Below are 20987 nucleotides of genomic sequence, written 5' to 3' on the forward strand. Positions count from 1 at the left end.
ACCATGAGCGACGACCCCAAGGCGAACGGCGGCGCCGGCAATCCTGCCATCGACCCGACCGAGCACCGCCCGATCTGGAGCGACGACGGCGACGCCCCCTTCGACATGGGCGACGATCCCGAAGCCCTTGATAGCGACAAACCGATCTACGCCACGCCGCGTCCCAAGAAAGCCAAACGTGTGAAAAAAGAGAAGTCCGCGAGCAACGAGACGGTCGAGATCATCAAGACCGTCGTCTTCGCACTGCTGATCGCCTTCGTGCTGCGGGTGCTGCTGTTCCAGCCCTTCACCATCCCGTCGGCCTCGATGGAGCCCAACCTCTATGAGGGCGACTACATCGTCGTGTCGAAGTGGTCCTACGGCTATTCGAAGCACTCGATCCCGTTCAGTCCGCCGCTGTTCGATGGCCGCATCCTGGGCAAGGATCCGACGCGCGGCGACATCGTCGTGTTCAAGCTGCCGCGCGACAACAAGACCGACTACATCAAACGCGTGATCGGCCTGCCGGGCGACAAGGTGCAGATGATCGCCAACAAGCTGTACATCAACGGCGCTCCGGTGAAGGACGTCGTCGTCAGTCGCGCCGAGTTGTCCGACATGTTCGGCCCTCGTCCGGTCACCCAGGTCCGGGAAACCCTGCCTAACGGCAAGAGCTTCATGACCCAGGACTACGGTCCCGGCGGCGATCTGGACGACACCCCGGTCTATGAGGTGCCGGCCGGCCACTTCTTCATGATGGGCGACAACCGCGACAACTCGATCGACAGCCGCGTCGAGATGTCGGCTGGCGTGGGCATGGTCCCGGCCGAGAACCTGGTCGGCAAGGCCGAGATCATCATGTTCTCCTGGTCGCCGGGCGCGTCGCTGTTCAACCCGGTCAGTTGGTTCGCCAACCTGCGTCCCAGCCGGTTCTTCAAGATCCTGGACTGATGGCGAACCTACGGGCCGAGGCCGTCGCCGCGCTCCGGCGTCGGTTGGGCCATGAGTTCAGCGATCCGTCTCTTCTGGAACGGGCGCTGACCCACGCCAGCGTGGGCGAGGGCGGGGGACAGGCGGACGGCCGCCGTCCCGCCGACAACGAGCGGCTGGAGTTCCTGGGCGACCGGGTGCTGGGCCTGCTGGTCGCCGACCGTCTGACGCGCGAGTTTCCTTCGGCGGACGAAGGTCAGTTGTCGGCCCGCCTGCACGCCCTGGTGGACAAGACCGCCTGCGCCCGCGTGGGCGAGCGTCTCGGCGTCGGCCCGGCCCTGCGCCTGTCGGCGGGCGAGACCAAGACGGGCGGCCGCAGAAAGGCCGGAGTCATCGCCGATGCTGTCGAGGCTATCCTGGCGGCTGTCTATCGTGACGGCGGCCTGACGGCGGCCAAGGCCATGTTCGACATCGCTTGGGCCGAGGAGTTCGCGTCTCCTCCGGCGCCGGCCGTGACCAATCCCAAGTCCGCTCTTCAGGAGTGGGCGCAAGCCCAAGGGCGTCCGCTGCCGACCTATCGGGTGGTGGAACGCACCGGATCAGATCATGCTCCGACCTTCGTGGTCGAGGCGACGGTGGTCGGCTTCGACCCCGTGAAACAAACAGGACGTTCGCGTCAGGAGGCGGAGAAAGCCGCCGCCACGGCGCTGTTGAAACGAGAAGGCGTAATTTGACCGAGACCCTCAACCCGAACCAGCGCGCGGGCTTCGCCGCCATCATTGGCGCGCCCAACGCCGGCAAGTCGACGCTGGTAAACCGCCTGACGGGCTCCAAGGTCTCGATCGTCACCCAGAAGGTCCAGACCACGCGCTTCCCCGTGCGCGGCATCGCCATCGAGGGCGACGCCCAGATCGTTCTGGTGGACACGCCCGGCATCTTCACCCCGCGCCGTCGTCTGGATCGCGCCATGGTCGCCTCGGCCTGGGGCGGCGCCGAGGACGCGGATGTGGTGGTCCACCTGATCGACGCCCCCTCGCACATCGCCTCGGAAGGGCGCGACGGCACCGCCGCTGACCGCAAGTCGGCCGAAGACACCGAGACCATCATCGCCAACCTGAAGGCGACGGGCACCAAGGTCATTCTGGTCCTGAACAAGATCGACGGCATGCGCCGCGACACCCTGCTGGCTTTGTCGCACCGCCTGTTCGAGACCGGCGTCTATGAAGAGGTCTATATGATCTCGGCTCTCAGCGGCGACGGCGTGGACGACCTGAAGCAGCGCCTGGCGCGCTCCATGCCCGTCGGTCCCTGGCTCTATCCGGAAGATCAGTCGGCGGACGTGCCGGTGCGCGTTCTGGCCGCCGAGATCACCCGTGAGAAGGTCTATCTGCGTGTCCACGAGGAACTGCCCTATTCGGCGGCGGTCGAGACCACGGCCTTCGACGAAAAGCCGGACGGTTCGGTGCGCATCGAGCAGACCATCTATGTCGAGCGCGAGAGCCAGCGTCCCATCGTTCTGGGCAAGGGCGGCCAGACCCTGAAATGGATCGGCCAGAGGTCACGCGAGGAGTTGATCGAGCTGCTTGATCGCCCGGTCCACCTGTTCCTGACCGTCAAGGTCGACCCCAAGTGGCAGGACAGCCGCGCCCTCTACGCCCAGTTCGGTTTGGATTTCGACGTCTAAAAAACGTGGTTTAGTATCGTGTTTGTAGTTCCCAAGTCCGCAGGCGGGCGGCCCTGGTTCCTCGGATCCCTGGCCGCGGTCGCCCTTGCTTCCGCCGGCGCCGGCGCCTGGATCGTCCATGCCATCGCGCCTGAGACCCAGGCGGCGACGGCGACCAAGGTCCGGCTGCCCGAGCGCCCGCCGGTCGAGGTGGTCGAGGCCCTGCCGCAACTGAAGGCGAGGCTGGACTATCTGGGCGAGCGCAAGCAGTTCATGGGCGCCATTCTGGTAGCCAAGGGCGATCAGATCCTGTTCCGACAGGTCTATGGCAAGGCTGACTACGAAAACGATCAGCCGCTGAAGCTGGATACCCGCTTCCGCCTGGCCTCGGTGTCCAAGCAGTTCACCGCTGTCGCCATCCTGAAGCTTCAAGACGAGGGCAGGCTGTCGGTCAACGACCCGGTCTGCAAATGGATCGAGGCCTGCCCGGACGCGTGGAAGCCGCTGCGCATCCACCACCTGCTGTCGCACACCTCGGGCATTCCTGACCTGATGGCGCAGTCCGAGTGGGGCCGCATCCGCGTCACCCCGCGCACGCCGCAGGAACTGACCGAGACCTCGGCCCGCTATGGCCTGCAGTTCGAGCCGGGCACCAAAATCCGCTACGACAACGCCGCCTATAATCTGGCCGCGGAGATCGTGGCCAAGGCCAGCGGCAAGCCGTTCGAGACCTATCTGAACGACGCTGTCCTGAAGCCTCTGGGCCTGAAGGACACGGGATCGGACGCCCACGCCGACGCGCAGGGTCTGGCCATGGGCTACGCCAACTTCCCCGGCGGACTGGCCGCCCAGCCGATCGCCAACGTCAGCGTCGTCTTCGGCGCCGGCGCCCTGTACTCGACGCTGGACGACATGCTGGTGTGGAACCAGGCCCTGCATAAGGGCCATGTCCTCAGCGACGCATCCTACGCCCAGATGATCGCCGACCATGCGCCCGAGGGGACCCCCAAGGAGCGAGGTCGCGCGCACCGCGCCTATGGCTATGGCATCTACGTCAACAGCCTGGGCGAGCAGGTGAAGCCCGCCTTTGACGACAAGCAGATCTATCACACGGGCAGTTGGGCCGGCTTCCGCAACCTGGTCCTCTATCAGCCCGATGCCGACGTGACCGTGGTGGTTCTGTCCAACAACTACCACCAGCGCGATCTGGTCTTCATGCTGAGCCAGCAGGCCATGGCAGAGGCTCTGGGGCGGCCCTTCCCGACAGGCCTGAACCGCTAGGCGCAGGCCCCGGCGGGCAGGCCTGACCAGTCCATGGGCACGAAGGCGCGGGGCAGGCGCAGGGCGATCTGATCTCCGGCCAGCGCGGCCAACTGCTTCATCGTCTGATCGAAGCGATCGATCGCATAGGGGAAGGGCTTCAGCGGCTCATCCAAAGAACGCGAGAAGTCGTCCCAGTGGATGGGAATGACCAGCCGCGCCCCTGTCGCCGTCACCGTGTCGCGCCAGTAGGCGGCGATCGCCTCAGGGCCTTGTCGTGACAGGTTGCCCACGCCCAGCATGACGACATCGGCGCGCAGGCCGTGGAAGGCGTCGCCCGGGTGGCCCGCGCTGGGCACGATGAGGATGCGACAGGCCCCATGCTCGATCAGAAAGGAATGGGCGCCGCCCTCGGGATAGGCGCGAGCCCGGGCGGGGATGCGAAAATCCGCCGCCGTGGCGCCCGCCGCGACATCGCCGGGCGAGTGGGGCGTGCGGAAGGGTGTGACCTGAAACGCGCCGACGGTCGAGGGCTGGCCTGACGTCAGACGCTGCACGGGCGCTGTGACGCCCTCGGCTGCGGCGATGGCCGCCAGCGTGTCGCTACCGTGCAGGGCTGCGCCGTAGGCCTTGGCCAGACTGGCCGAGTCCAGAGCATGGTCGAAATGGGTGTGGGCGACATAGAGGGCCGAGATGCGGCGGATGTCGGCCCGCTTCATGTGGCGGGCGATGGCGGCCTGATCCGGGCGCAGGGGCTGGGTCAGCAGGGCGACGACGCCGGGGCGGCTCAGGTAGCCATCGATCAGGACGACGTCACGTCCGTCGTCGAAGGTCAGGGTCGAGGTTCCGAGGAAGCGGACGGTCAGGTGGCCCGGTTTGGCTGGCTCGGCGCGCGCGGCCAGCGCCGGATAGGCTTCAGGCGAGGGGCGCAGCGTGAAGGCCGAGGCCAGCCCTGCAAGCGCCAGCCCCCCAAAGGCAAGTGCTGCGCGGCCCAACCGCCGTTTCGATGATCCCCGCCGCATGCGCCGCCCTCCATTGGGAGAGCGACGATACGCGTCGTGCGGCGACGGGCAAGGCGAAGCTTACGGCTTCATCGACCCTGTTTCGATGAAGCGCTGGTGCCAGGACAGGGCCTCGGTCAGCAGGTGCGGCGATTGCAGGCCGTAGGAGCCCTTCAGCGCGCGGGCGTAGTAGTCGTTGAGCGCGTCGCGATAGTCGGGGTGGGCGCAGTTGGCGATGATGACCTGGGCGCGCTGCTTGGGCGACAGGCCGCGCAGGTCGGCCAGGCCCTGTTCGGTGACGATGACCTGCACGTCCTGGGTGATGTGGTCGACGTGGCTGGCCATGGGGACGATGGCCGAGATCTTGCCGCCCTTGGCTGTCGACGGCGTGACGAAGCAGGAGATGTAGGCATTGCGTGCGAAATCGCCCGAGCCGCCGATGCCGTTCTGGATGCGCGAACCCATCACGTGGGTAGAGTTGACGTTGCCGTAGATGTCGGCCTCGATCAGGCCGTTCATGGCGATGCAGCCCAGACGGCGGATGATCTCCGGGTGGTTTGAGATCTCCTGCGGACGCAGGATGATCTTGCCGCGGAACTGCTCCATGCGGCTATTCAGGTCGGCGGCGGCCTCGGGGCTGAGCGAGAAGGCGGTGGCCGAGGCGACGGTCAGCTTGCCGCTATCCAGCAGGTCCAGCATCCCGTCCTGCAGCACCTCGGTATAGGCGGTCAGGTTCTCGAACGGGCTATTCTGAAGCCCCGCCAGCACGGCGTTGGCGACATTGCCCACGCCCGATTGCAGCGGCAGCAGATGGGCGGGCAGGCGGCCTAGCTTCACCTCGTGCTGCAGGAACTCGATCAGGTGCCCGGCGATGGCCGTGGCGCTGGCGTCCGGCGCGGCGAAGGGCAGGTTGCGGTCAGGGCTGTCCGTCTCGACGATGGCGGCGATCTTGGACGGGTCGACGCGGAAGACGGTTTCGCCGATCAGGTCCGTCGGCTTGGTCAGCGGGATGGGCACCCGCGCGGGCGGCAGGGCCGTGCCGTAGTAGATGTCGTGCATCCCCTCCAGCGCCGCGTTCTGCCAGCTGTTGACCTCAAGGATGATGCGGTCGGCGCGGTCCAGCCAGGTCTTGTTATTGCCGATAGAGGAAGAGGGGATCAGCGAGCCGTCCTCGCGGATGCCCGAGACCTCGACCACCGCCGTCTCCAGCGGGCCGAGGAAGCCCTGCCAGGCGACCGGCGCGACCTGGGACAGGTGCATGTCCAGGTATTCCATCTCGCCCTTGTTGATCTTCTCGCGGGCGATGGGATCGGAGTTGTAGGGCAGGCGGAACTCGATGCCATCTGCTTTTGCGAGGGCGCCGTCCAGCTCAGGCCCGGTCGAGGCGCCAGTCCAGACCTTCAGCTTGAAGGGATTGCCCGCCGCGTGCTCGGCCTCGATCCGCTCGGCCAAGGCCATGGGCACGACCTTGGGATAGCCCGAGCCGGTGAAGCCGCTCATGCCCACGGTCGAGTTGGCCGGGATCAGGGCGGCGGCGTCCTGGGCGGACATGATCTTCGACTGCAGGGCGGCGTTGCGGACGCGGGACATCGGAAACCTGACGGCTACGGCCCAGTGAGGGCGCGGGGGAGTGACGCGGACATAGGCGCCGTATCACCCTGATTCCAATACGGCTTTGGTCGTAACAGTCCGTGATCACAAAGGCGTCAGCCGCCCGGTTTCCAGTCCGTTGCCGGGTTGGTGTTGACCATCCAGGGGATGCCGAACCGATCTGTCAGACTGCCGAAGCCGGGCGACCAGAAGGTTTCGGCGAAGGGCATGGACACCTTGCCGCCTTCGGACAGGGCGTCGAAGACCTGTCGCGCCTTGGCGAGGTCGTCGGTGTGATAGGAGACGTCGAAGCCGTTCTTGGGCTTGTCGATGTTCGGGGCGAACTCGGGCGGCATGTCGGCCCCCATGATCGCCTGGTCCCCAACCTCCAGCCAGCCGTGCATCAGCCAGTCCTTGTACTTAGGATCGACAGGCATGTCGGGCGGGCCTTCGCCATAGGGGAAGGCGGCCGTGACCTTGCCGCCCAGCACGCGGGCGTAGAAGTCCAGCGCCTCGCGGCATTGACCCTGGAAGCTGAGGCTGGTGACGATCTTCATGACGACCTCTCATATTGTCGGGTTTGGGGGTCTGAACGCGCGGGGTGGCGTATCTTTCCTTCCGACTGGCGGGTGGAAGCGGGCGCTTTCGCCTGCGCGAGAACAGGACTAGAACAAAGACATGATCACCGCCGCTCTTCTGATGCTCCAAATGTCCGCCGCTCCGGTTCAGGCTGCGGCTGTGTCGGACGCCGAGACCGCCCCTGTCGAACGCGTGCTGGACGCCATGCATGCTGCGGCTTCGCGCGCCGACGGCGACGCCTATTTCGTGACGTTCACGTCCGACGGCCGCTTCATCGGCACCGATGCGACCGAGCGCTGGACCTTGTCGGAGTTCCGCGCCTACGCCATGCCCTACTTCTCGCAAGGCAAGGGCTGGACCTATCGCCCCGTCACGCGGACCGTGACCATCGCCCCGATCGACTGCCGCTGCGTCGCTTGGTTCGACGAGGTGCTGGACAACGACGCCTACGGGACCACGCGCGGCTCGGGCGTGCTGCGGCTGACCGACGACGGCTGGAAGATCGAGCAGTATGTCCTCAGCTTCGCCGTGCCGAACGACAAGGCCCGCGCCGTCGTCGATGTGATCAAGGCCGATTGATGGAGGTTCAGGACGACGCCTTCGTCCTGTCGGCGCGGGCGCATGGGGATACGGGGGCGGTAGTGGAACTGCTAACCGAGCGGCACGGTCGCCGCGCGGCCTATGTCGCCGGCGGGGCGTCGCGTAAGATGCGACCCTTCCTGCAGGCGGGGGCGCGGGTGGTGGCCGATCTGCGGTCGCGGACCTCGGAACAGTTGGGTTCAGCGCGGCTGGAGCCGGTGGGCGAGGGGCCGGCGGCCCTGTTTGATGATCCCCTGGCTCTGGTCGGGCTGAACGCCGCCGCGGCGGTGGCGCAAGGGGCCTTGCCCGAGCGCGAGCCGCATCCGGGGGCCTTCTACGCCTTCGAGGCCCTGATGGGGGCGTTTGTCATGCCCGAGGTCTGGCCCGCCATCTTCGTGCGGTTCGAGGCGGGGCTGCTGGAAGACCTGGGCTTCGGCCTTGACCTGTCGCGCTGCGCCGCCACCGGTTCGATGGACGATCTGATCTACGTCAGCCCGCGCACGGGCCGCGCCGTCAGTCGCGAGGCGGGCGCGCCCTATGCCGAAAAGCTGCTGAACCTGCCGCCCTTCATGCTGGGGGCGCAGGCGGGGTTGGGCGAAGGCGACGTGAAGGCAGGGCTGGACCTGACCGGGCATTTCCTCGAACAGTTCGTCTTCCACGCCCTGAACAAGCCGCTGCCGCCCGCCCGCGTCTGGATGATCGAGCGACTGGCCGAGGCGGGACGGCTCTAGCCAAAGGTGAAGGCGAAGACCTGAACCCCGGGGTCGAGGAACTCGATCTCGAACGTTCGTTCGCGCGCTCCGCCCGACTGGCGCACGAGTTGATACAGGCGCTGGCTGTCGATCTGGCCCATGCCTTGTGCGTTAAGGTCCACGCCAGCGTCGGCGCCCGGCGCCTGGCCGTCGATGCGGACGCGGAAGCGCACCGCCTTGCCCATGCTGCTGGGACCCATGACCAGATGCAGGTCGCGGGCCTTGAAGCGGAAGGCCAGCCGTCCGCCCACTGTCTGCAAGTCGGCGTGTTCAGAGCGCACGATCCAGTCGCCGGACAGGCTCCAGTCGTTCAGTTTCAGGGGGGCGGCCGCATAGGTTTTGCGCACGTCGAAACCGAAGCCGCCGGGCGAGACGAAATGCTCGGCGCGGGCATAGCCGACATAGGTTTCGGGCGAGGCGACCTCGGCCATGTCGGCGGCGGCCTCGGCGCCCTGACCGCGCACCTGAACCAAAGCCTGATCGACGCCGGTAGCCCCGGCCTCCTTCAGCAGATGCTGGATGACCCGTTCGGAGTGCTCGTAGTCGCCTTCGCCGAAGTGGTGGTAGCGGATGTTGCCCCTGGCATCGATGAAGTAGTGGGCCGGCCAGTATCTGTTGTCGAACGAGCGCCAGATGGCGAAGTCGTTGTCCATGGCCACCGGATAGGCGATGCCGAACCGGCGCACGGCGTCGCGGACGTTGGCGGGCGACTTCTCGAAGGCGAACTCGGGCGTGTGGACCCCGATCACCACCAGACCCTGATCGCGATACTTCTCGGCCCAGGCGCGGACATAGGGAATGGTGCGCACGCAGTTGATGCAGGAGTAGGTCCAGAAGTCGACCAGCACGACCCTGCCGCGCAGTTGTTCGGTGGTCAGGGGCGGGCTGTTGATCCACTCGGTCGCCCCGGTCAGCGGCGGCATGGCCCCTTCGACCGGCAGGGCGTTCAGAGGAGCGGCGGGGGCGTTCACCGGCTGGCCCCCGCCGAAGCGGCTGAGCAGGCTTTGTTCGATGCGGTTGGTGCTGCTGCTCGACAGCCGGGTCAGCAGACCGGTGTCGAGGCCGAGCGCGATGGCGGCGACGCCGATCAGGACCAGAACGCCCAGACCCCGTCGCACCCACTCGCCGACGCCCAACGACTTCTTCATCGTCTGGAACACCTTGCCGCCGATCACCAGGGCCAGAGCCAGCGAGGTGGCGGCCCCGGCGGCGTAGGCGACCAGCAGCAGGGTCGTGCCGACGCTGGCGCCTTGCAGCGCGGCGCCAGTCAGGATCAGCCCCAGGATCGGGCCCGCGCACGGCGCCCACAGCAGGCCCGTCGCCACGCCCAGCAGGAAGGAGGACCAGACGCCGCCGCCCGACTGTTGCTCCGCGTTGGCCTTCTCGGTCAGGCGCGAGCCGAGCGCGACCAAAGGCCGGGTCAGCCGATCCGCCAGCGAGGGAAACGCCAGGGTAAGCCCCAGCACCGCCATGACGGCCAGTGCGATCCAGCGCCCGACCTGATTGGCTTGCACCGCCCAGCCGCCGCCGACCGCCGCCAGCGTCGCCACGCCCGCAAACGTCAGCGCCATGCCCAGCAGCAGCGGCAGGCCGCTTTTCACAAAGGGCTGGCCCGCACGGGCGAAGACAAAGGGCAGGACCGGCAGGATGCAGGGGCTGAGAATGGTCAGCGCCCCGGCCAGATAGGACAGCAGGATTAGGAGCATCGCGTCGTCCTTGGGCCTCAGACCCTGATGTTACGCAGTCCGGAACGCGTCGGATGGGGTCGGTTACGAAATCCGTTGCACGTCGCGGATGGTGGCGCGGGTTTCCTTCGCTAGAACCTCGACCAGTTCGGCGGCGGGCAGGGCGCGTGACAGGGGCGCGGCCTGACCGGCCCACTGCGGGGCGTAGCCGTCGTCGCCGTGCGTGCTGGCGGCGGCGTTCAGCGCCTTGCCGATGTCGTAGGCATAGGGATAGCCGGCGACGATCGCCTCGTCGGCGCGCCGCATGAAGGCGTTCTCGATACCGCGCGCGGGGCGGCCCGAGATGACCGGGCTGACGCGGGTGCGCTCGGCGCGTGGTCCGGCCAGAGCCGCGCGATAGGCGGGGTTGGCGGCGGACTCGGGGCAGGAGACGAAGGCGGTGCCCAGCTGCGCGCCTGCCGCGCCCAGCGCCAGCGCCGCCACGATGCCAGAGCCGTCCATGATCCCGCCCGCTGCGATGACCGGAATGTACAGTTCGCGGGCCAGCAGGCGGGTCAGGGGCAGGGTCGCGAAGCGCGGATCGTTGGCGGGATCAAAGACGCCGCGATGGCCGCCAGCTTCGACTCCTTGCGCCACCACCATGTCGATGCCCGCCGCCTGGGCCAGTCGGCCTTCCTCTGGCGTGGTAGCGCTGGCGATCAGGACGCAGTCGACGGCCTTCAGGGCGGCGATCTTGTCGGGCTGCGGCAGGCCGAAGTGGAAACTGACCACGGCGGGCTTCTCGTCCAGCAGGACCGCCAGCTTGGCGTCGTCGGTCAGGAAGCTCTGGTAGATCTCGTTCAGGGTCTCGGGCGGCGCGGCGTCGAACTCGGTGAAGATGGGGCGCAGGCTGTCGATCCAGCCCCGGTCACGCTTTGGATCAAGCGGCGTCGGGGCATGGCAGAAGACATTGATGTTGAACGGGCGGGTGGTCAGGGCCTTCAACGCTTGAATCTGGCGCTGGCCCTCGACCGCATCGACCGAGGCGATGGAGATGGAGCCCAGCGCCCCGGCGTTCGAGACGGCCGCCGCCAGTTCCGGTGTCGAGGTCCCGGCCATGGGCGCCTGAATGATGGGCAGGTCCAGTCCGAGGCGGTCGGTGAGGGCGGTCTTCATGCGCGGTTCCTGCCTTTTCGACGACGGCGCTCCACAGATAGGCGCGGATCGCCCCCCCGTCAGCCGCGCGCTACGCTAGACTTTGTCGTCCAGATCACCGATTCGAAGTCGCATGACCATCCACACCCCGACGCCCGAAGGCGGCCGCATCGTTGAAGAGCCGATGGGCGATGCGCTGTCGAAGCGCTACCTGGCCTACGCTCTGTCCACGATCACTAACCGCGCGCTGCCCGACGTGCGTGACGGCTTCAAGCCGGTGCACCGGCGCATCATGTACGCCATGCACCAGATGCGGCTGAACCCGCAGGCGGCGGCGCGCAAGTGCGCCAAGGTCGTCGGCGAGGTTATGGGCGGCTATCACCCGCACGGCGACGCCTCCATCTATGAGGCCCTGGTGCGCCTGGCCCAGGACTTCGCCCAGCGCTATCCGCTGGTCGACGGGCAGGGCAACTTCGGCAACATCGACGGCGATAGCGCCGCTGCCATGCGTTACACCGAGTGCAAGTTGACGCCCGCCGCCGTCCTGCTGCTGGACGGCATCGATCAGGACGCGGTCGACTTCCGCCCCACCTATGACGATCAGGACGAAGAGCCGCTGGTCCTGCCGGCGGGCTTCCCCAACCTGCTCGCCAACGGCTCGTCCGGCATCGCCGTGGGTATGGCGACCTCGATCCCGCCGCACAACGTCGGCGAGCTGATCGACGCCTGCCAGCTGCTGCTGGAGCGCCCTGAGGCGACGACGACGGAGTTGGTGCAGATCGTGCCGGGGCCGGACTTCCCCACTGGCGGCGTGTCTGTGGAAGGCCACGCCTCCATCCTGGAAGCCTATGAAACCGGTCGCGGCGGCGTGCGTCTGCGCGCGCGCTGGGAGACCGAGGATCTGGGGCGGGGCGTCTGGCGCATCATCGTCACCGAGATGCCCTATCAGGTGCAGAAGAGTCGCCTGATCGAGGGTCTGGCCGACCTGATCGAGAACAAGAAGGCGCCGCTTCTGGGCGACGTGCGCGACGAGTCGGCTGAAGACATCCGTCTGATCCTTGAGCCGAAGAACCGCACCATCGAGCCTGAGATGCTGATGGAGAGCCTGTTCAAGCTGTCCGATCTGGAGGTTCGCTTCCCGATCAACATGAACGTGCTGGATGCCTCGGGCACGCCGCGCGTCATGGGCCTGAAGGACTGCCTGCAGGCCTTCCTCGATCACCGCCGCGTGGTGCTGAACCGCCGGTCGCAATGGCGGATCGAGCGGGTCGAGAAGCGACTGCACCTGCTGGAAGGCCTGCGCATCGTCTTCCTCAACCTGGACGAGGTGATCCGCATCGTCCGCGAGGAGGAGCAGCCCAAGGCCGTCCTGATCGCGCGCTTCGGTCTGAGCGAGCCCCAGGCCGACTACATCCTCGACACCCGTCTGCGCCAACTGGCGCGGATCGAGGAAATGGCGATCGACAAGGAATACAACGCCCTGGCCGAAGAACTGGCGGCGCTGAAGGCGCTGACCTCGTCCGAGGCCAAGCAATGGAAGGCCATCGGCAAGGAGCTGGAGGCGGTCCGCAAGGCGCTGATCTCGCCGCGCCGCACGACCATCGGCGAGGCGGTGGACAGCTCGGCCTTCGTGGCGCCCGAGGCCTTCATCCCGCGCGAAGCCATCACCGTCATCCTGTCTGAGCGAGGCTGGATCCGCGCCGCCAAGGGCAAGGTCGAGGATCCGTCGGAGCTGAAGTTCAAGGAAGGCGACAGCCTGGGCTTCCTGGTTCCGGCCTTCACGACGGACAAGCTGCTGATCGGGGCGTCGGACGGGCGCATCTTTACCATCGGCGCCGACAAGCTGGCCTCCGGGCGCGGTCACGGCGAGCCGCTGCGTCTGATGATCGATCTCGACGAAAAGGCCGAGATTATCAACGTCGTGGCGCACGAACCGAATGCGAAGCTTCTGGTCGCATCCAAGGCCGGCTACGGCTTCGTTGCGCCGGAAAATGATCTTCTGGCCCAGAAGCGCGGCGGCAAGCAGGTGCTGAACGGCGAGATGCTGTCCATGCTGCGCATCCCCTCGAACCCGCAGGGCGACCACGTCGCCGTTATCGGCGAGAACATCAAGGCGCTGATCTTCCCGCTGGCCGAACTGCCCGAAATGGGCCGCGGTAAAGGTGTGAAGCTGCAGAACTACAAGCAGGGCGGTCTGGTCGATGTGGCGGTGTTCAACGCCGAGGCGGGTCCGGAATGGGCCGATGGCGGCGGTCGTCGCCGCAACTGGCCCGACTGGAAGGACTGGCTGGGCAAGCGCGCCGGAGCCGGACGCCAGGGCCCGCGCGGGATGCGCAAGTTCCGCTGAGGTCAAGGTGACGGCGATTTCATTGGAGGTCGCCGTAAGCCCTTGCGATAATCCCGACCAAGGCCGATCCGGCCGGGGCTGGAGATTTCCATGATCACCCTGATCATCATCGGCGTCATCGTCGTCGTTCTGCTGTTCGTCGTCGTCGGCGCCTACAACAGGCTGGTGGCGCTGGACCAATCCGCCAATCAGTCGTTCGCCGACATCGACGTGCAGTTGAAGCAGCGTCAGGATCTGATCCCCAATCTGGTCGAGACGGTGAAGGGTTACGCCACGCACGAACGCGGCACACTGGACGCCGTGACCCAGGCCCGCGCCGCCGCCGCCGGCGCCCGCACGGTCGACGAGAAGGTGCAGGCCGAGAACATGCTGACCGGGGCGCTGGGCCGCCTGTTCGCCGTGTCCGAGGCCTATCCGGACCTCAAGGCCAACACCAACTTCCAGCAACTGCAGATGGACCTGTCGGACATCGAGAACAAGCTGGCCGCCGCGCGCCGCTTCTTCAACAACGCTGTCAGCGAGTTCAACGCCGTGCGCCGTCAGTTCCCCACGGTCCTGTTCGCCGGCATGTTCGGCTTCGGTTCGGACAAGCCCTTCTTCGACGTGGGCGAGGGCGAACGTGCGGCCCTTAACGCGGCGCCGCCGACGGTGAAGTTCTAAGTCCCAATGGCGGTTTTCGGTCAGGCCGTCGGCCTCAAGACCCACATCTGGCAAAACAACACCCGGTCGGCGATCCTGCTGGCCGGGTTTCCGGTGTTGCTGGTCGGCCTGCTGTTCGGCGTGCAGGTGCTGATGATGGGGTTCGGCCTGCTGCCCAACTCGGGCGGCAGTCTGTCGCGGGATCTGGCGCTGGCGGCGTCCATGCTGGGCTGGACCGTGCCGACGGCCCTGGTCGCGGCGGCCGTCTGGTTCGTCATCGCCTATTTCGGCAATCAGGCGATGATCGACGCCATGACGGGCGCGCGAAAGGTCGAGCGTCGGGTCGAGCCTGAGCTCTATAACCTACTGGAAAACCTCTCGATCTCGCGCGGCTTGCGGACGCCGACGCTGCGCATCATCGAGAGTCCGTCGCTGAACGCCTATGCGTCCGGTCTGCATGAGGGGAACTACAGCGTCACCGTCACCCGCGGCCTGATGCAGACCCTCAGTCGAGACGAGATGGAGTGCGTCCTGGCGCATGAGCTGACCCACGTCATCAACAAGGACGTGCGGACCATGGTGATCGCCTCGATCTTCGCGGGCATCATCAGCGTCATCGCCGAACTGGTGTTCCGCAGCCTGTTCTACATGCGCGGCGGGCGCAACCGGGACAACAAGAACGCCATGCCGCTGATCCTGATCGGTTTGGCCATCGGCGTGATCGGCTTTGGTCTGGCGACCGTCATCCGCATGACCCTGTCGCGGACGCGGGAATATGTGGCCGATGCGGGGGCGGTGGAGCTGACCAAGAACCCGGACGCCATGATTTCGGCGCTGAGGAAGGTGTCGGGCCAGTCCAAGATCGAGGCGCCCGACGAACTGCGCGGCATGTTCCTGGACAATACAGCGGACAAGGCGGACTTCGCCGGTCTGTTCGCCACGCACCCGCCGATCGAGAAGCGGATCGCAGCTCTGGTGAAGTTCGCCGGCGGCCGGGATGAAGGGCCGTGGGGGGCGACGCCGCCTGCGCCGCGCGCCAGTACGGCGGTGCCGACGACCTGAGGCCTAGGGAAGTCGCTCCCAACCCAGCGGGCGAAGGGCCTCCATGGGTCTGAACTTCGCCTTGTAGTCCATCTTGGGCGAGCCCTGGACCCAGTAGCCCAGATAGACATAGGGCAGGCCGACCATGGCGGCCTGCCGCAGGTGGTCCATGATGGCGAACTGGCCCAGGCTGCGGCGCTCCAGGTCGGAGTCGAAGAAGCTGTAGACCATCGACAGGCCGTCATGCAGCAGATCGGTCAGGCAGACCCCGACCAGATCGCCCGGGCCGTCATCGGTCGCGGGCAGTCGGTATTCGATCAGGTGGGTGCGGACGGCCGTGTCCTCGACCATCGAGACGTAGTCAGACCAGCCCATGTCGCTCATGCCCCCACCGGGATGGCGGGCGGTCAGGTAGCGGCGCAGCAGGTCGAACTGCTCCATCGTCGCCTCGGCCTCGACCAGATCGCGCGACAGATCGGCGTTGCGGTTCAGGATCTTGCGCTGGGACCTTGAGAAGACGAACTCGCCGACCGGAATGCGTACCGAGACGCAGGCCGCGCAGGCCTCGCAGGCGGGGCGATAGGCGATGTTCTGGCTGCGACGAAAACCGGCCTGGGTCAGGGCGTCGTTGACGTCGGCGCCGTCGCTGAAGGGCAGGTTGGCGAAGACCTTGCGCTCGAACTGTCCGGGCAGATAGGGGCAGGGTGCGTTGGCGGTCATGAAGAACCGCAGCTGCCGGGTCGGGAAATGCTGGGTCACGGCCTTACGTCCGTTTCCAATCACTTCGGCAGGTGTGCGCGCGGGTCGTCATGTTCTGATTTGGCGCGCAACCGGGGGATTTCGCAAGCGCCGTGAGAGCGGCGCTCGCAATCACAGGCTGGTGTCCGTGGGCAGGACCGGCGCCTCGCGCAGCAGAACGATGGCGATGCGGCGGTTGCCGGCCAGCGACGGGTCGTCGGGATAGAGGGGGTCGGAGCCTGCCTTGCCCGCGACCGAATAGACCCGGTCGGCATTCACGCCGGCGCCTTGCAGGGTCAGGCGCGAGGCGTCGGCGCGAGCGGACGACAGCGACCAGTCGCCCGCGCCGCTGGCGCGGCTGGAACCGGCCACGGCGCTGGTGTGGCCGGTGATGGAGATGCGGTTGGGCAGCTGGGTGATGACCTTGGCGATGGCCCGCAGCAGCATCTGGGCGCGCGGGTTGGGGCGCGAGGAGCCGTTCTCGAACATTGAGCGGCCTTCCTGATCGACCAACTGGATGCGCAGACCCTCGGGGGTCTGGTCGATGATCAGCTGTTTCGACAGTTCGGCCAGTTCGGGCATGGCCTGCATGGCCTGACGCAGGGATTCGGCGGCGCTGGCGAAGTCGGCGGCCTCGCGGCGGGCGATCTCGGCGCGCAGGGCGGACTCGCTGGCGGCGGACAGGTTGGTGCTCTGACCGGCTTCCTCGGGAGATTCCGGGGCCTCGGGGGCCAGTTGCTCGACCATGGCCATGGAACCGGAGCTCTTGGCGCCGTCGTCGCCCAGGGCGGTGCCGCCCAGGATGCCGCCAGAACCGGAGGTCGAGGCCGAGACGTTGGCCGGGGCGAAATATTCGGCGATGCCGCGCTTCTGTTCCGGGTCGGTCGTGTTGATCAGCCACATCAGCAGGAAGAAGGCCATCATGGCTGTGACGAAGTCGGCGTAGGCGACTTTCCACGCGCCGCCGTGGTGGCCGCCGGCGACCACCTTCTTCACCTTCTTGATGAGGATCGGGCGATCGCTCGCGGACATGGGCAGGCCAATCTTAACGTCGTCTGTTAGCCGTGAATCCCATGCCGCCCGTTAAGAAGCGGTTGCGGCCCCGGCGTTTCGGGGTGCGACCTTGCCGCGCAGCGACCCACGGCTTAGGTCAGACCTGTGACCATGACCTCATCTTCTTCCGAATTCGACGCCAAGGCCTATCGCAAGGCGCTGGGTGGTTTCGCCACCGGCGTCTGCGTGGTGACGGCTCATACGGCCGAGGGGCCGCTGGGCATTACGGTGAACAGCTTCACCTCGGTGTCGCTGGATCCGCCGCTGGTGCTGTGGTGCCTGGACGTGAAGTCGGACCGCCATGACGCCTTCGCTGGAGCCGAGCGCTTCGCCGTCCACATGCTGCCGGTCGAGGATCAGGCCATGTCGGATCGCTTCGCCTGGGGCGTCTGCACCCTGTCGGACGACGAGTTCGAGGTGGGCGATCCGGCCCCGCCGCGCCTGCGCAACGCCGTGACGCGGCTGGATTGCGCGACCCACGACCGCATCGTCATGGGCGACCATCTGGTCATCGTCGGCCGGGTGTCCGGCTTCGAGGCCTGGCCCGGCGACGCCCTGACCTATTTCCGGGGCAAGTACGGACAGGCCGTCGATCCGACGGCCTGACCCGGATCAGGCCCCCAGCAGCCGCGCCGCCTTGGGCGCGAAGTAGCTGAGGACGCCCGAGGCGCCGGCGCGCTTGAAGGCGTGCAGGGTTTCCAGAATGGCGCGATCTTCCTCCAGCCAGCCGTTGGCGATGGAGGCCTGCATCATCGCGTACTCGCCGGACACCTGATAGGCGAAGGTCGGGATCTTGAAGGTGTCCGTGACCAGGCGGACGATGTCGAGATAGGGCAGGCCCGGCTTGACGATCAGGGCGTCGGCGCCTTCGGAAATGTCCATCGCCACCTCGCGCAGGGCCTCGTCGGCGTTGGCGTAGTCCATCTGATAGGTCTTCTTGTCGCCGGTCAGCGATTTGGACGAGCCCACCGCGTCGCGATACGGGCCGTAGAAGGCCGAGGCGTACTTGGCGGCGTAGCTGATGATCAGGGTGTCGCTGAGGCCGTTGGCTTCCAGAGCTTCGCGAATGGCCTGGACGCGCCCGTCCATCATGTCGGAGGGCGCCACGGCGTCGGCTCCGGCGTGGGCGTGGATGAAGGCCTGTTCGGCCAGCCGTTCCAGCGTCGGGTCGTTGACGATGCGGCCGTTCTCCAGAACCCCGTCGTGGCCGTGGTCGGTGTAGCAGTCCAGCGCCACGTCGGTCATGACGCCGATCTCGGGCGCGGCGTCCTTGATGGCCTTGATGCAGTCGGGGATCAGGCCGTCCGGGTCGCTGGCGGCGGCGCCGACGTTGTCCTTCAGGCTGTCGTTCACATTGGGAAACAGGGCGATCATGGGGATGCCCAGATCGCGCGCCTCGACCGCGGCCTTGGCGGCCTCCTTCGGCGACAGGCGGAAGACGCCCGGCATGGAGGCGACCGGCTGACGATCCTCGGCGCCATCATGGACGATGATCGGCCAGATCAGGTCGGCGGGCGTCAGGGTCGTCTCGGCGACCAGACGGCGCACCCAGGGCTGCGAACGCAGGCGACGCGGGCGGGCGTAGGGGAAGGCGGCGGGCTGGAACGGCATGGTCATGGTGTGCGGCTTAAAACAAAGCGGGGGGAGAGGCAAAGAAGTCCCATCTCTTCCGTCGTCCCGGAAGAAGCCATGGGCAGGGGGCGGGGTGACGTTTCGCAGGCTCTTGGATAAAAGCAGCATGAACGCCCCGTCAGAGGGCCAGAGTCGGGAGTATTAGATCATGGACTTCGCCCTCAACGACGACCAGCGCGCCATTCAGGACGCGGCGCGGGCCTTTGCCGACGCCGAGCTGGCGCCGCATTCGGCCCAGTGGGACGAGGACAAGCATTTCCCGGTCGAGGTGATGAAGACGGCGGCCGAGATGGGCTTCTGCGGCATCTATACCGGCGAAGAGCACGGCGGCATGGCCCTGGGCCGCGTTGAGGCGGCGGTGATTTTCGAGGAACTGTCGCGCGGGGACGTGGCGACGGCGGCCTTCATCTCGATCCACAATATGGCGACGTGGATGATCGACAAGTTCGGGTCTGACGACCTGCGCTCGCGCTTCGTGCCGTCGCTGGTCACGATGGACAAGATCGCCAGCTACTGCCTGACCGAGCCGGGCTCGGGGTCGGATGCGGCGGCGCTGCGGACTACGGCGGTGCGCGACGGCGACCACTATGTCCTGAACGGCTCCAAGGCCTTCATTTCCGGCGCGGGCGTGTCGGACGTCTATGTCGTCATGGTCCGCACGGGAGCCGAGGGCGCGCGCGGCGTCTCGACCATCGTGGTGGAAAAGGACACGCCGGGCCTGTCGTTCGGCGCCAACGAGAAGAAGATGGGCTGGAACGCCCAGCCGACCGCCGTGGTCAGCTTCGACGACTGCCGCGTGCCGGTCGGTAATCTTGTGGGACAGGAAGGCGACGGCTTCAAATACGCCATGGCCGGTCTGGACGGCGGGCGTCTGAACATCGCCGCCTGCTCTCTGGGCGGGGCGCGGCTGGCGCTGGAGACGGCCCAGGAATACGTGATTACGCGCAAGCAGTTCGGTCAGGCCATCGGCCAGTTCCAGGCCTTGCAGTTCCGTTTGGCCGACATGGCGACGGATCTGGAGGCGGCGCGCCTGATGGTGCTGCGCGGAGCCTGGGCTATCGACAACGACCACCCGGAAAAGACCAAGTGGTGCGCCATGGCCAAGCGACTGGCCACCGACGCCTGCTTCCAGATCGCCGACGAGGCGCTGCAACTGCACGGCGGCTACGGCTATCTGAAGGACTATCCGCTGGAGCGGATCGTGCGCGACCTGCGGGTCCACCGCATCCTGGAAGGCACCAACGAGATCATGCGCGTGATCATCGCGCGGGAACTGGCGCGATGAGCGAACCTGAAGTCATCACCCGCGTCGAGAACGGCGTCGGCCGCATTACCCTGAACCGGCCCAAGGCGATCCACGCCCTGAACCGCGCCATGTGCGAGGCGATGATCGAGGCCCTGCTGGCCTGGCGCGGCGACGAGGCCGTGTTGTCAGTGCTGATCGACCATGCGGGCGAGCGTGGCTTCTGCGCCGGGGGCGACATCCGCATGATCGCCGAGAGCGGGGCAGGGGATGCGTCGGAGGCTAAGGCCTTCTTCAAGACCGAGTATCAGCTGAACCATCTACTTTTCGCCTATCCGAAGCCGATCACGGCCATCGTCGACGGCATCGTCATGGGCGGCGGCGTGGGCATCAGCGAACCGGCCGACGTTCGCATCGCCACCGAGCGGACCACCTACGCCATGCCGGAAACTGGCATCGGTCTGTTCCCCGATGTGGGCGGGGGCTGGTTCCTGCCGCGCCTGCCGGGACAGACGGGAGTCTGGCTGGCGCTGACGGGCGCGCGGCTGAAGGCGGCGGATACGGTGGTCCTGGGTATCCATACCCATTTCGTGCCGAGCGAAGGCGTCGAGGCGCTGAAGGCCGAACTTCTGGCCGCGCCGGTTGATCCCAAGGCGGTGGCCGACCGGGTGGCGGGCGACGCGGGCCCTGCGCCGCTGGACGCGCACCGCGAGGCCATCGACCGGCTGTTCGCCTTTGACACCGTCGAGGAAATTTTCGCCGCGCTGGAGGCAGACGGTTCGGACTGGGCGCTGAAGCAACTGGCGACGCTGAAGACCAAGTCGCCGCAGTCGCTGAAGGTGTCCCTGCGCCAGATCCGCACGGGGGCGACGCTGTCGTCCTTCGCTGACAACATGGCGATGGAATATGCGCTGGGCGGTCGGGTGGTGCGCACCCACGACTTCCAGGAGGGCGTCCGCGCCGTCATCATCGACAAGGACAATGCGCCGAAGTGGTCGCCCGCCGACTTGTCGGGCGTCAGCGACGCGACGCTGGACGGCCTGTTCGCGCCTCTGTCCGCCGAGGAGGGCTGGTCGCCGCTCTGAAAACGACGCTGCGACGCAACATTTATTGTCCAAGGCCGCCCGGAGGGCTATCTAGGC

General features: G+C 66.9%; 20 protein-coding genes. 12 read left to right on the forward strand and 8 right to left on the reverse strand.

Annotated elements, in window-relative coordinates:
- Positions 1–3: 3 nt before the first annotated feature.
- Genes lepB through ACIQTU_RS07715 form a run of 4 tightly spaced genes read left to right on the forward strand, consistent with a single transcriptional unit; the run spans position 4 to position 3853 of the window.
- Positions 4–930, forward strand: a complete 927-nt coding sequence (lepB, locus tag ACIQTU_RS07700; RefSeq protein ID WP_400544775.1) for a signal peptidase I — start codon at positions 4–6, stop codon at positions 928–930.
- Positions 930–1643, forward strand: a complete 714-nt coding sequence (gene rnc, locus ACIQTU_RS07705) for a ribonuclease III (protein WP_400544778.1) — start codon at positions 930–932, stop codon at positions 1641–1643. The genes lepB and rnc overlap by 1 nt, the downstream gene beginning before the upstream one ends.
- A complete protein-coding gene (gene era / locus ACIQTU_RS07710) occupies positions 1640–2593 on the forward strand; it encodes a GTPase Era (RefSeq protein ID WP_400544781.1) in 954 nt (317 codons plus the stop codon). Before rnc ends, era begins: the two co-directional genes overlap by 4 nt.
- Before the next feature lie 18 nt (positions 2594–2611).
- The gene (locus ACIQTU_RS07715; protein WP_400544784.1) at positions 2612–3853 is read left to right on the forward strand and encodes a serine hydrolase domain-containing protein; all 1242 of its coding nucleotides are present in this window, start codon (positions 2612–2614) and stop codon (positions 3851–3853) included.
- Here ACIQTU_RS07715 and ACIQTU_RS07720 read toward each other — a convergent pair.
- The 3 genes from ACIQTU_RS07720 to ACIQTU_RS07730 all read right to left on the reverse strand — a co-directional run bounded on the left by ACIQTU_RS07720 (position 3850) and on the right by ACIQTU_RS07730 (position 6980).
- The gene (locus ACIQTU_RS07720) at positions 3850–4854 is read right to left on the reverse strand and encodes an MBL fold metallo-hydrolase (protein ID WP_400544787.1); all 1005 of its coding nucleotides are present in this window, start codon (positions 4852–4854) and stop codon (positions 3850–3852) included. The two genes, ACIQTU_RS07715 and ACIQTU_RS07720, sit on opposite strands and share 4 nt — an antisense overlap.
- Before the next feature lie 60 nt (positions 4855–4914).
- On the reverse strand, positions 4915–6423 hold the full coding sequence (locus ACIQTU_RS07725; RefSeq protein ID WP_400544790.1) for an acetyl-CoA hydrolase/transferase family protein: 1509 nt from the start codon (positions 6421–6423) through the stop codon (positions 4915–4917).
- A gap of 116 nt (positions 6424–6539) precedes the next feature.
- Entirely contained in the window at positions 6540–6980 is a 441-nt protein-coding gene (locus ACIQTU_RS07730) for a VOC family protein (RefSeq protein ID WP_400544793.1), read from the reverse strand.
- A 121-nt stretch (positions 6981–7101) separates the two neighbouring features.
- Between ACIQTU_RS07730 and ACIQTU_RS07735 the strand changes: the two genes are divergently transcribed.
- Both ACIQTU_RS07735 and recO read left to right on the forward strand, forming a co-directional pair.
- Positions 7102–7581, forward strand: coding sequence for a nuclear transport factor 2 family protein (locus ACIQTU_RS07735; protein ID WP_400544796.1), 480 nt, complete (start codon positions 7102–7104; stop codon positions 7579–7581).
- Complete coding sequence (gene recO, locus ACIQTU_RS07740) at positions 7581–8312, forward strand: DNA repair protein RecO (protein WP_400544799.1); 732 nt, start codon at positions 7581–7583, stop codon at positions 8310–8312. Before ACIQTU_RS07735 ends, recO begins: the two co-directional genes overlap by 1 nt.
- On the opposite strand, the gene ACIQTU_RS07745 is transcribed toward recO, so the two are convergent.
- Together ACIQTU_RS07745 and ACIQTU_RS07750 are read right to left on the reverse strand one after the other, a co-directional pair.
- Positions 8309–10039: a cytochrome c biogenesis protein DipZ gene (locus tag ACIQTU_RS07745; RefSeq protein WP_400544802.1), complete on the reverse strand. Its 1731-nt coding sequence runs from the start codon at positions 10037–10039 to the stop codon at positions 8309–8311. The genes recO and ACIQTU_RS07745 overlap by 4 nt on opposite strands.
- 63 nt (positions 10040–10102) lie before the next feature.
- Positions 10103–11173 carry an NAD(P)H-dependent flavin oxidoreductase gene (locus ACIQTU_RS07750; RefSeq protein ID WP_400544805.1) on the reverse strand — a complete coding sequence of 357 codons (1071 nt, stop codon included), beginning with the start codon at positions 11171–11173 and terminating at the stop codon, positions 10103–10105.
- 112 nt (positions 11174–11285) lie between these two features.
- On the opposite strand from ACIQTU_RS07750, the gene parC reads away from it, so the two are divergent.
- The 3 genes from parC (at position 11286) to ACIQTU_RS07765 (ending at position 15200) form a co-directional block, all read left to right on the forward strand.
- Positions 11286–13499: a DNA topoisomerase IV subunit A gene (gene parC, locus ACIQTU_RS07755; RefSeq protein ID WP_400544808.1), complete on the forward strand. Its 2214-nt coding sequence runs from the start codon at positions 11286–11288 to the stop codon at positions 13497–13499.
- Between the two features lie 90 nt (positions 13500–13589).
- Positions 13590–14159 (forward strand): LemA family protein, encoded by a 570-nt coding sequence (locus tag ACIQTU_RS07760; RefSeq protein WP_400544811.1) that lies wholly within the window; start codon positions 13590–13592, stop codon positions 14157–14159.
- Positions 14160–14165: 6 nt separating this feature from the next.
- Positions 14166–15200 carry a M48 family metallopeptidase gene (locus ACIQTU_RS07765; RefSeq protein ID WP_400544814.1) on the forward strand — a complete coding sequence of 345 codons (1035 nt, stop codon included), beginning with the start codon at positions 14166–14168 and terminating at the stop codon, positions 15198–15200.
- A 3-nt stretch (positions 15201–15203) separates the two neighbouring features.
- Here the strand turns inward: ACIQTU_RS07765 and ACIQTU_RS07770 are convergent, their stop codons facing one another.
- Positions 15204–15938, reverse strand: coding sequence for an arginyltransferase (locus tag ACIQTU_RS07770; RefSeq protein WP_400544817.1), 735 nt, complete (start codon positions 15936–15938; stop codon positions 15204–15206).
- Between the two features lie 111 nt (positions 15939–16049).
- The gene (locus tag ACIQTU_RS07775; protein ID WP_400544820.1) at positions 16050–16949 is read right to left on the reverse strand and encodes a flagellar motor protein MotB; all 900 of its coding nucleotides are present in this window, start codon (positions 16947–16949) and stop codon (positions 16050–16052) included.
- A 132-nt stretch (positions 16950–17081) separates the two neighbouring features.
- On the opposite strand from ACIQTU_RS07775, the gene ACIQTU_RS07780 reads away from it, so the two are divergent.
- On the forward strand, positions 17082–17576 hold the full coding sequence (locus ACIQTU_RS07780; protein WP_400544823.1) for a flavin reductase family protein: 495 nt from the start codon (positions 17082–17084) through the stop codon (positions 17574–17576).
- Between the two features lie 6 nt (positions 17577–17582).
- Here the strand turns inward: ACIQTU_RS07780 and hemB are convergent, their stop codons facing one another.
- Positions 17583–18587, reverse strand: coding sequence for a porphobilinogen synthase (hemB, locus tag ACIQTU_RS07785; protein WP_400544826.1), 1005 nt, complete (start codon positions 18585–18587; stop codon positions 17583–17585).
- Positions 18588–18750: 163 nt separating this feature from the next.
- On the opposite strand from hemB, the gene ACIQTU_RS07790 reads away from it, so the two are divergent.
- Positions 18751–19887: an isobutyryl-CoA dehydrogenase gene (locus tag ACIQTU_RS07790; protein ID WP_400544829.1), complete on the forward strand. Its 1137-nt coding sequence runs from the start codon at positions 18751–18753 to the stop codon at positions 19885–19887.
- Positions 19884–20930, forward strand: a complete 1047-nt coding sequence (locus ACIQTU_RS07795) for an enoyl-CoA hydratase/isomerase family protein (RefSeq protein ID WP_400544832.1) — start codon at positions 19884–19886, stop codon at positions 20928–20930. Before ACIQTU_RS07790 ends, ACIQTU_RS07795 begins: the two co-directional genes overlap by 4 nt.
- Positions 20931–20987 lie beyond the last annotated feature (57 nt).

Origin of the sequence: Brevundimonas sp. NPDC090276 (assembly GCF_044772165.1) — a bacterium.
Lineage (GTDB): Bacteria > Pseudomonadota > Alphaproteobacteria > Caulobacterales > Caulobacteraceae > Brevundimonas.

Coding starts and splice junctions, on each gene's coding strand:
- lepB (WP_400544775.1), top strand. CDS start 4: ATGAGCGACGACCCCAAGGCGAACGGCGGCGCCGGCAATCCTGCCATC.
- rnc (WP_400544778.1), top strand. CDS start 930: ATGGCGAACCTACGGGCCGAGGCCGTCGCCGCGCTCCGGCGTCGGTTG.
- ACIQTU_RS07760 (WP_400544811.1), top strand. CDS start 13,590: ATGATCACCCTGATCATCATCGGCGTCATCGTCGTCGTTCTGCTGTTC.
- recO (WP_400544799.1), top strand. CDS start 7,581: ATGGAGGTTCAGGACGACGCCTTCGTCCTGTCGGCGCGGGCGCATGGG.
- ACIQTU_RS07780 (WP_400544823.1), top strand. CDS start 17,082: ATGACCTCATCTTCTTCCGAATTCGACGCCAAGGCCTATCGCAAGGCG.
- ACIQTU_RS07775 (WP_400544820.1), bottom strand. CDS start 16,949: ATGTCCGCGAGCGATCGCCCGATCCTCATCAAGAAGGTGAAGAAGGTG.
- ACIQTU_RS07750 (WP_400544805.1), bottom strand. CDS start 11,173: ATGAAGACCGCCCTCACCGACCGCCTCGGACTGGACCTGCCCATCATT.
- ACIQTU_RS07745 (WP_400544802.1), bottom strand. CDS start 10,039: ATGCTCCTAATCCTGCTGTCCTATCTGGCCGGGGCGCTGACCATTCTC.
- ACIQTU_RS07795 (WP_400544832.1), top strand. CDS start 19,884: ATGAGCGAACCTGAAGTCATCACCCGCGTCGAGAACGGCGTCGGCCGC.
- ACIQTU_RS07765 (WP_400544814.1), top strand. CDS start 14,166: ATGGCGGTTTTCGGTCAGGCCGTCGGCCTCAAGACCCACATCTGGCAA.
- ACIQTU_RS07790 (WP_400544829.1), top strand. CDS start 18,751: ATGGACTTCGCCCTCAACGACGACCAGCGCGCCATTCAGGACGCGGCG.
- parC (WP_400544808.1), top strand. CDS start 11,286: ATGACCATCCACACCCCGACGCCCGAAGGCGGCCGCATCGTTGAAGAG.
- ACIQTU_RS07720 (WP_400544787.1), bottom strand. CDS start 4,854: ATGCGGCGGGGATCATCGAAACGGCGGTTGGGCCGCGCAGCACTTGCC.
- ACIQTU_RS07725 (WP_400544790.1), bottom strand. CDS start 6,423: ATGTCCCGCGTCCGCAACGCCGCCCTGCAGTCGAAGATCATGTCCGCC.
- ACIQTU_RS07730 (WP_400544793.1), bottom strand. CDS start 6,980: ATGAAGATCGTCACCAGCCTCAGCTTCCAGGGTCAATGCCGCGAGGCG.
- hemB (WP_400544826.1), bottom strand. CDS start 18,587: ATGACCATGCCGTTCCAGCCCGCCGCCTTCCCCTACGCCCGCCCGCGT.
- ACIQTU_RS07735 (WP_400544796.1), top strand. CDS start 7,102: ATGATCACCGCCGCTCTTCTGATGCTCCAAATGTCCGCCGCTCCGGTT.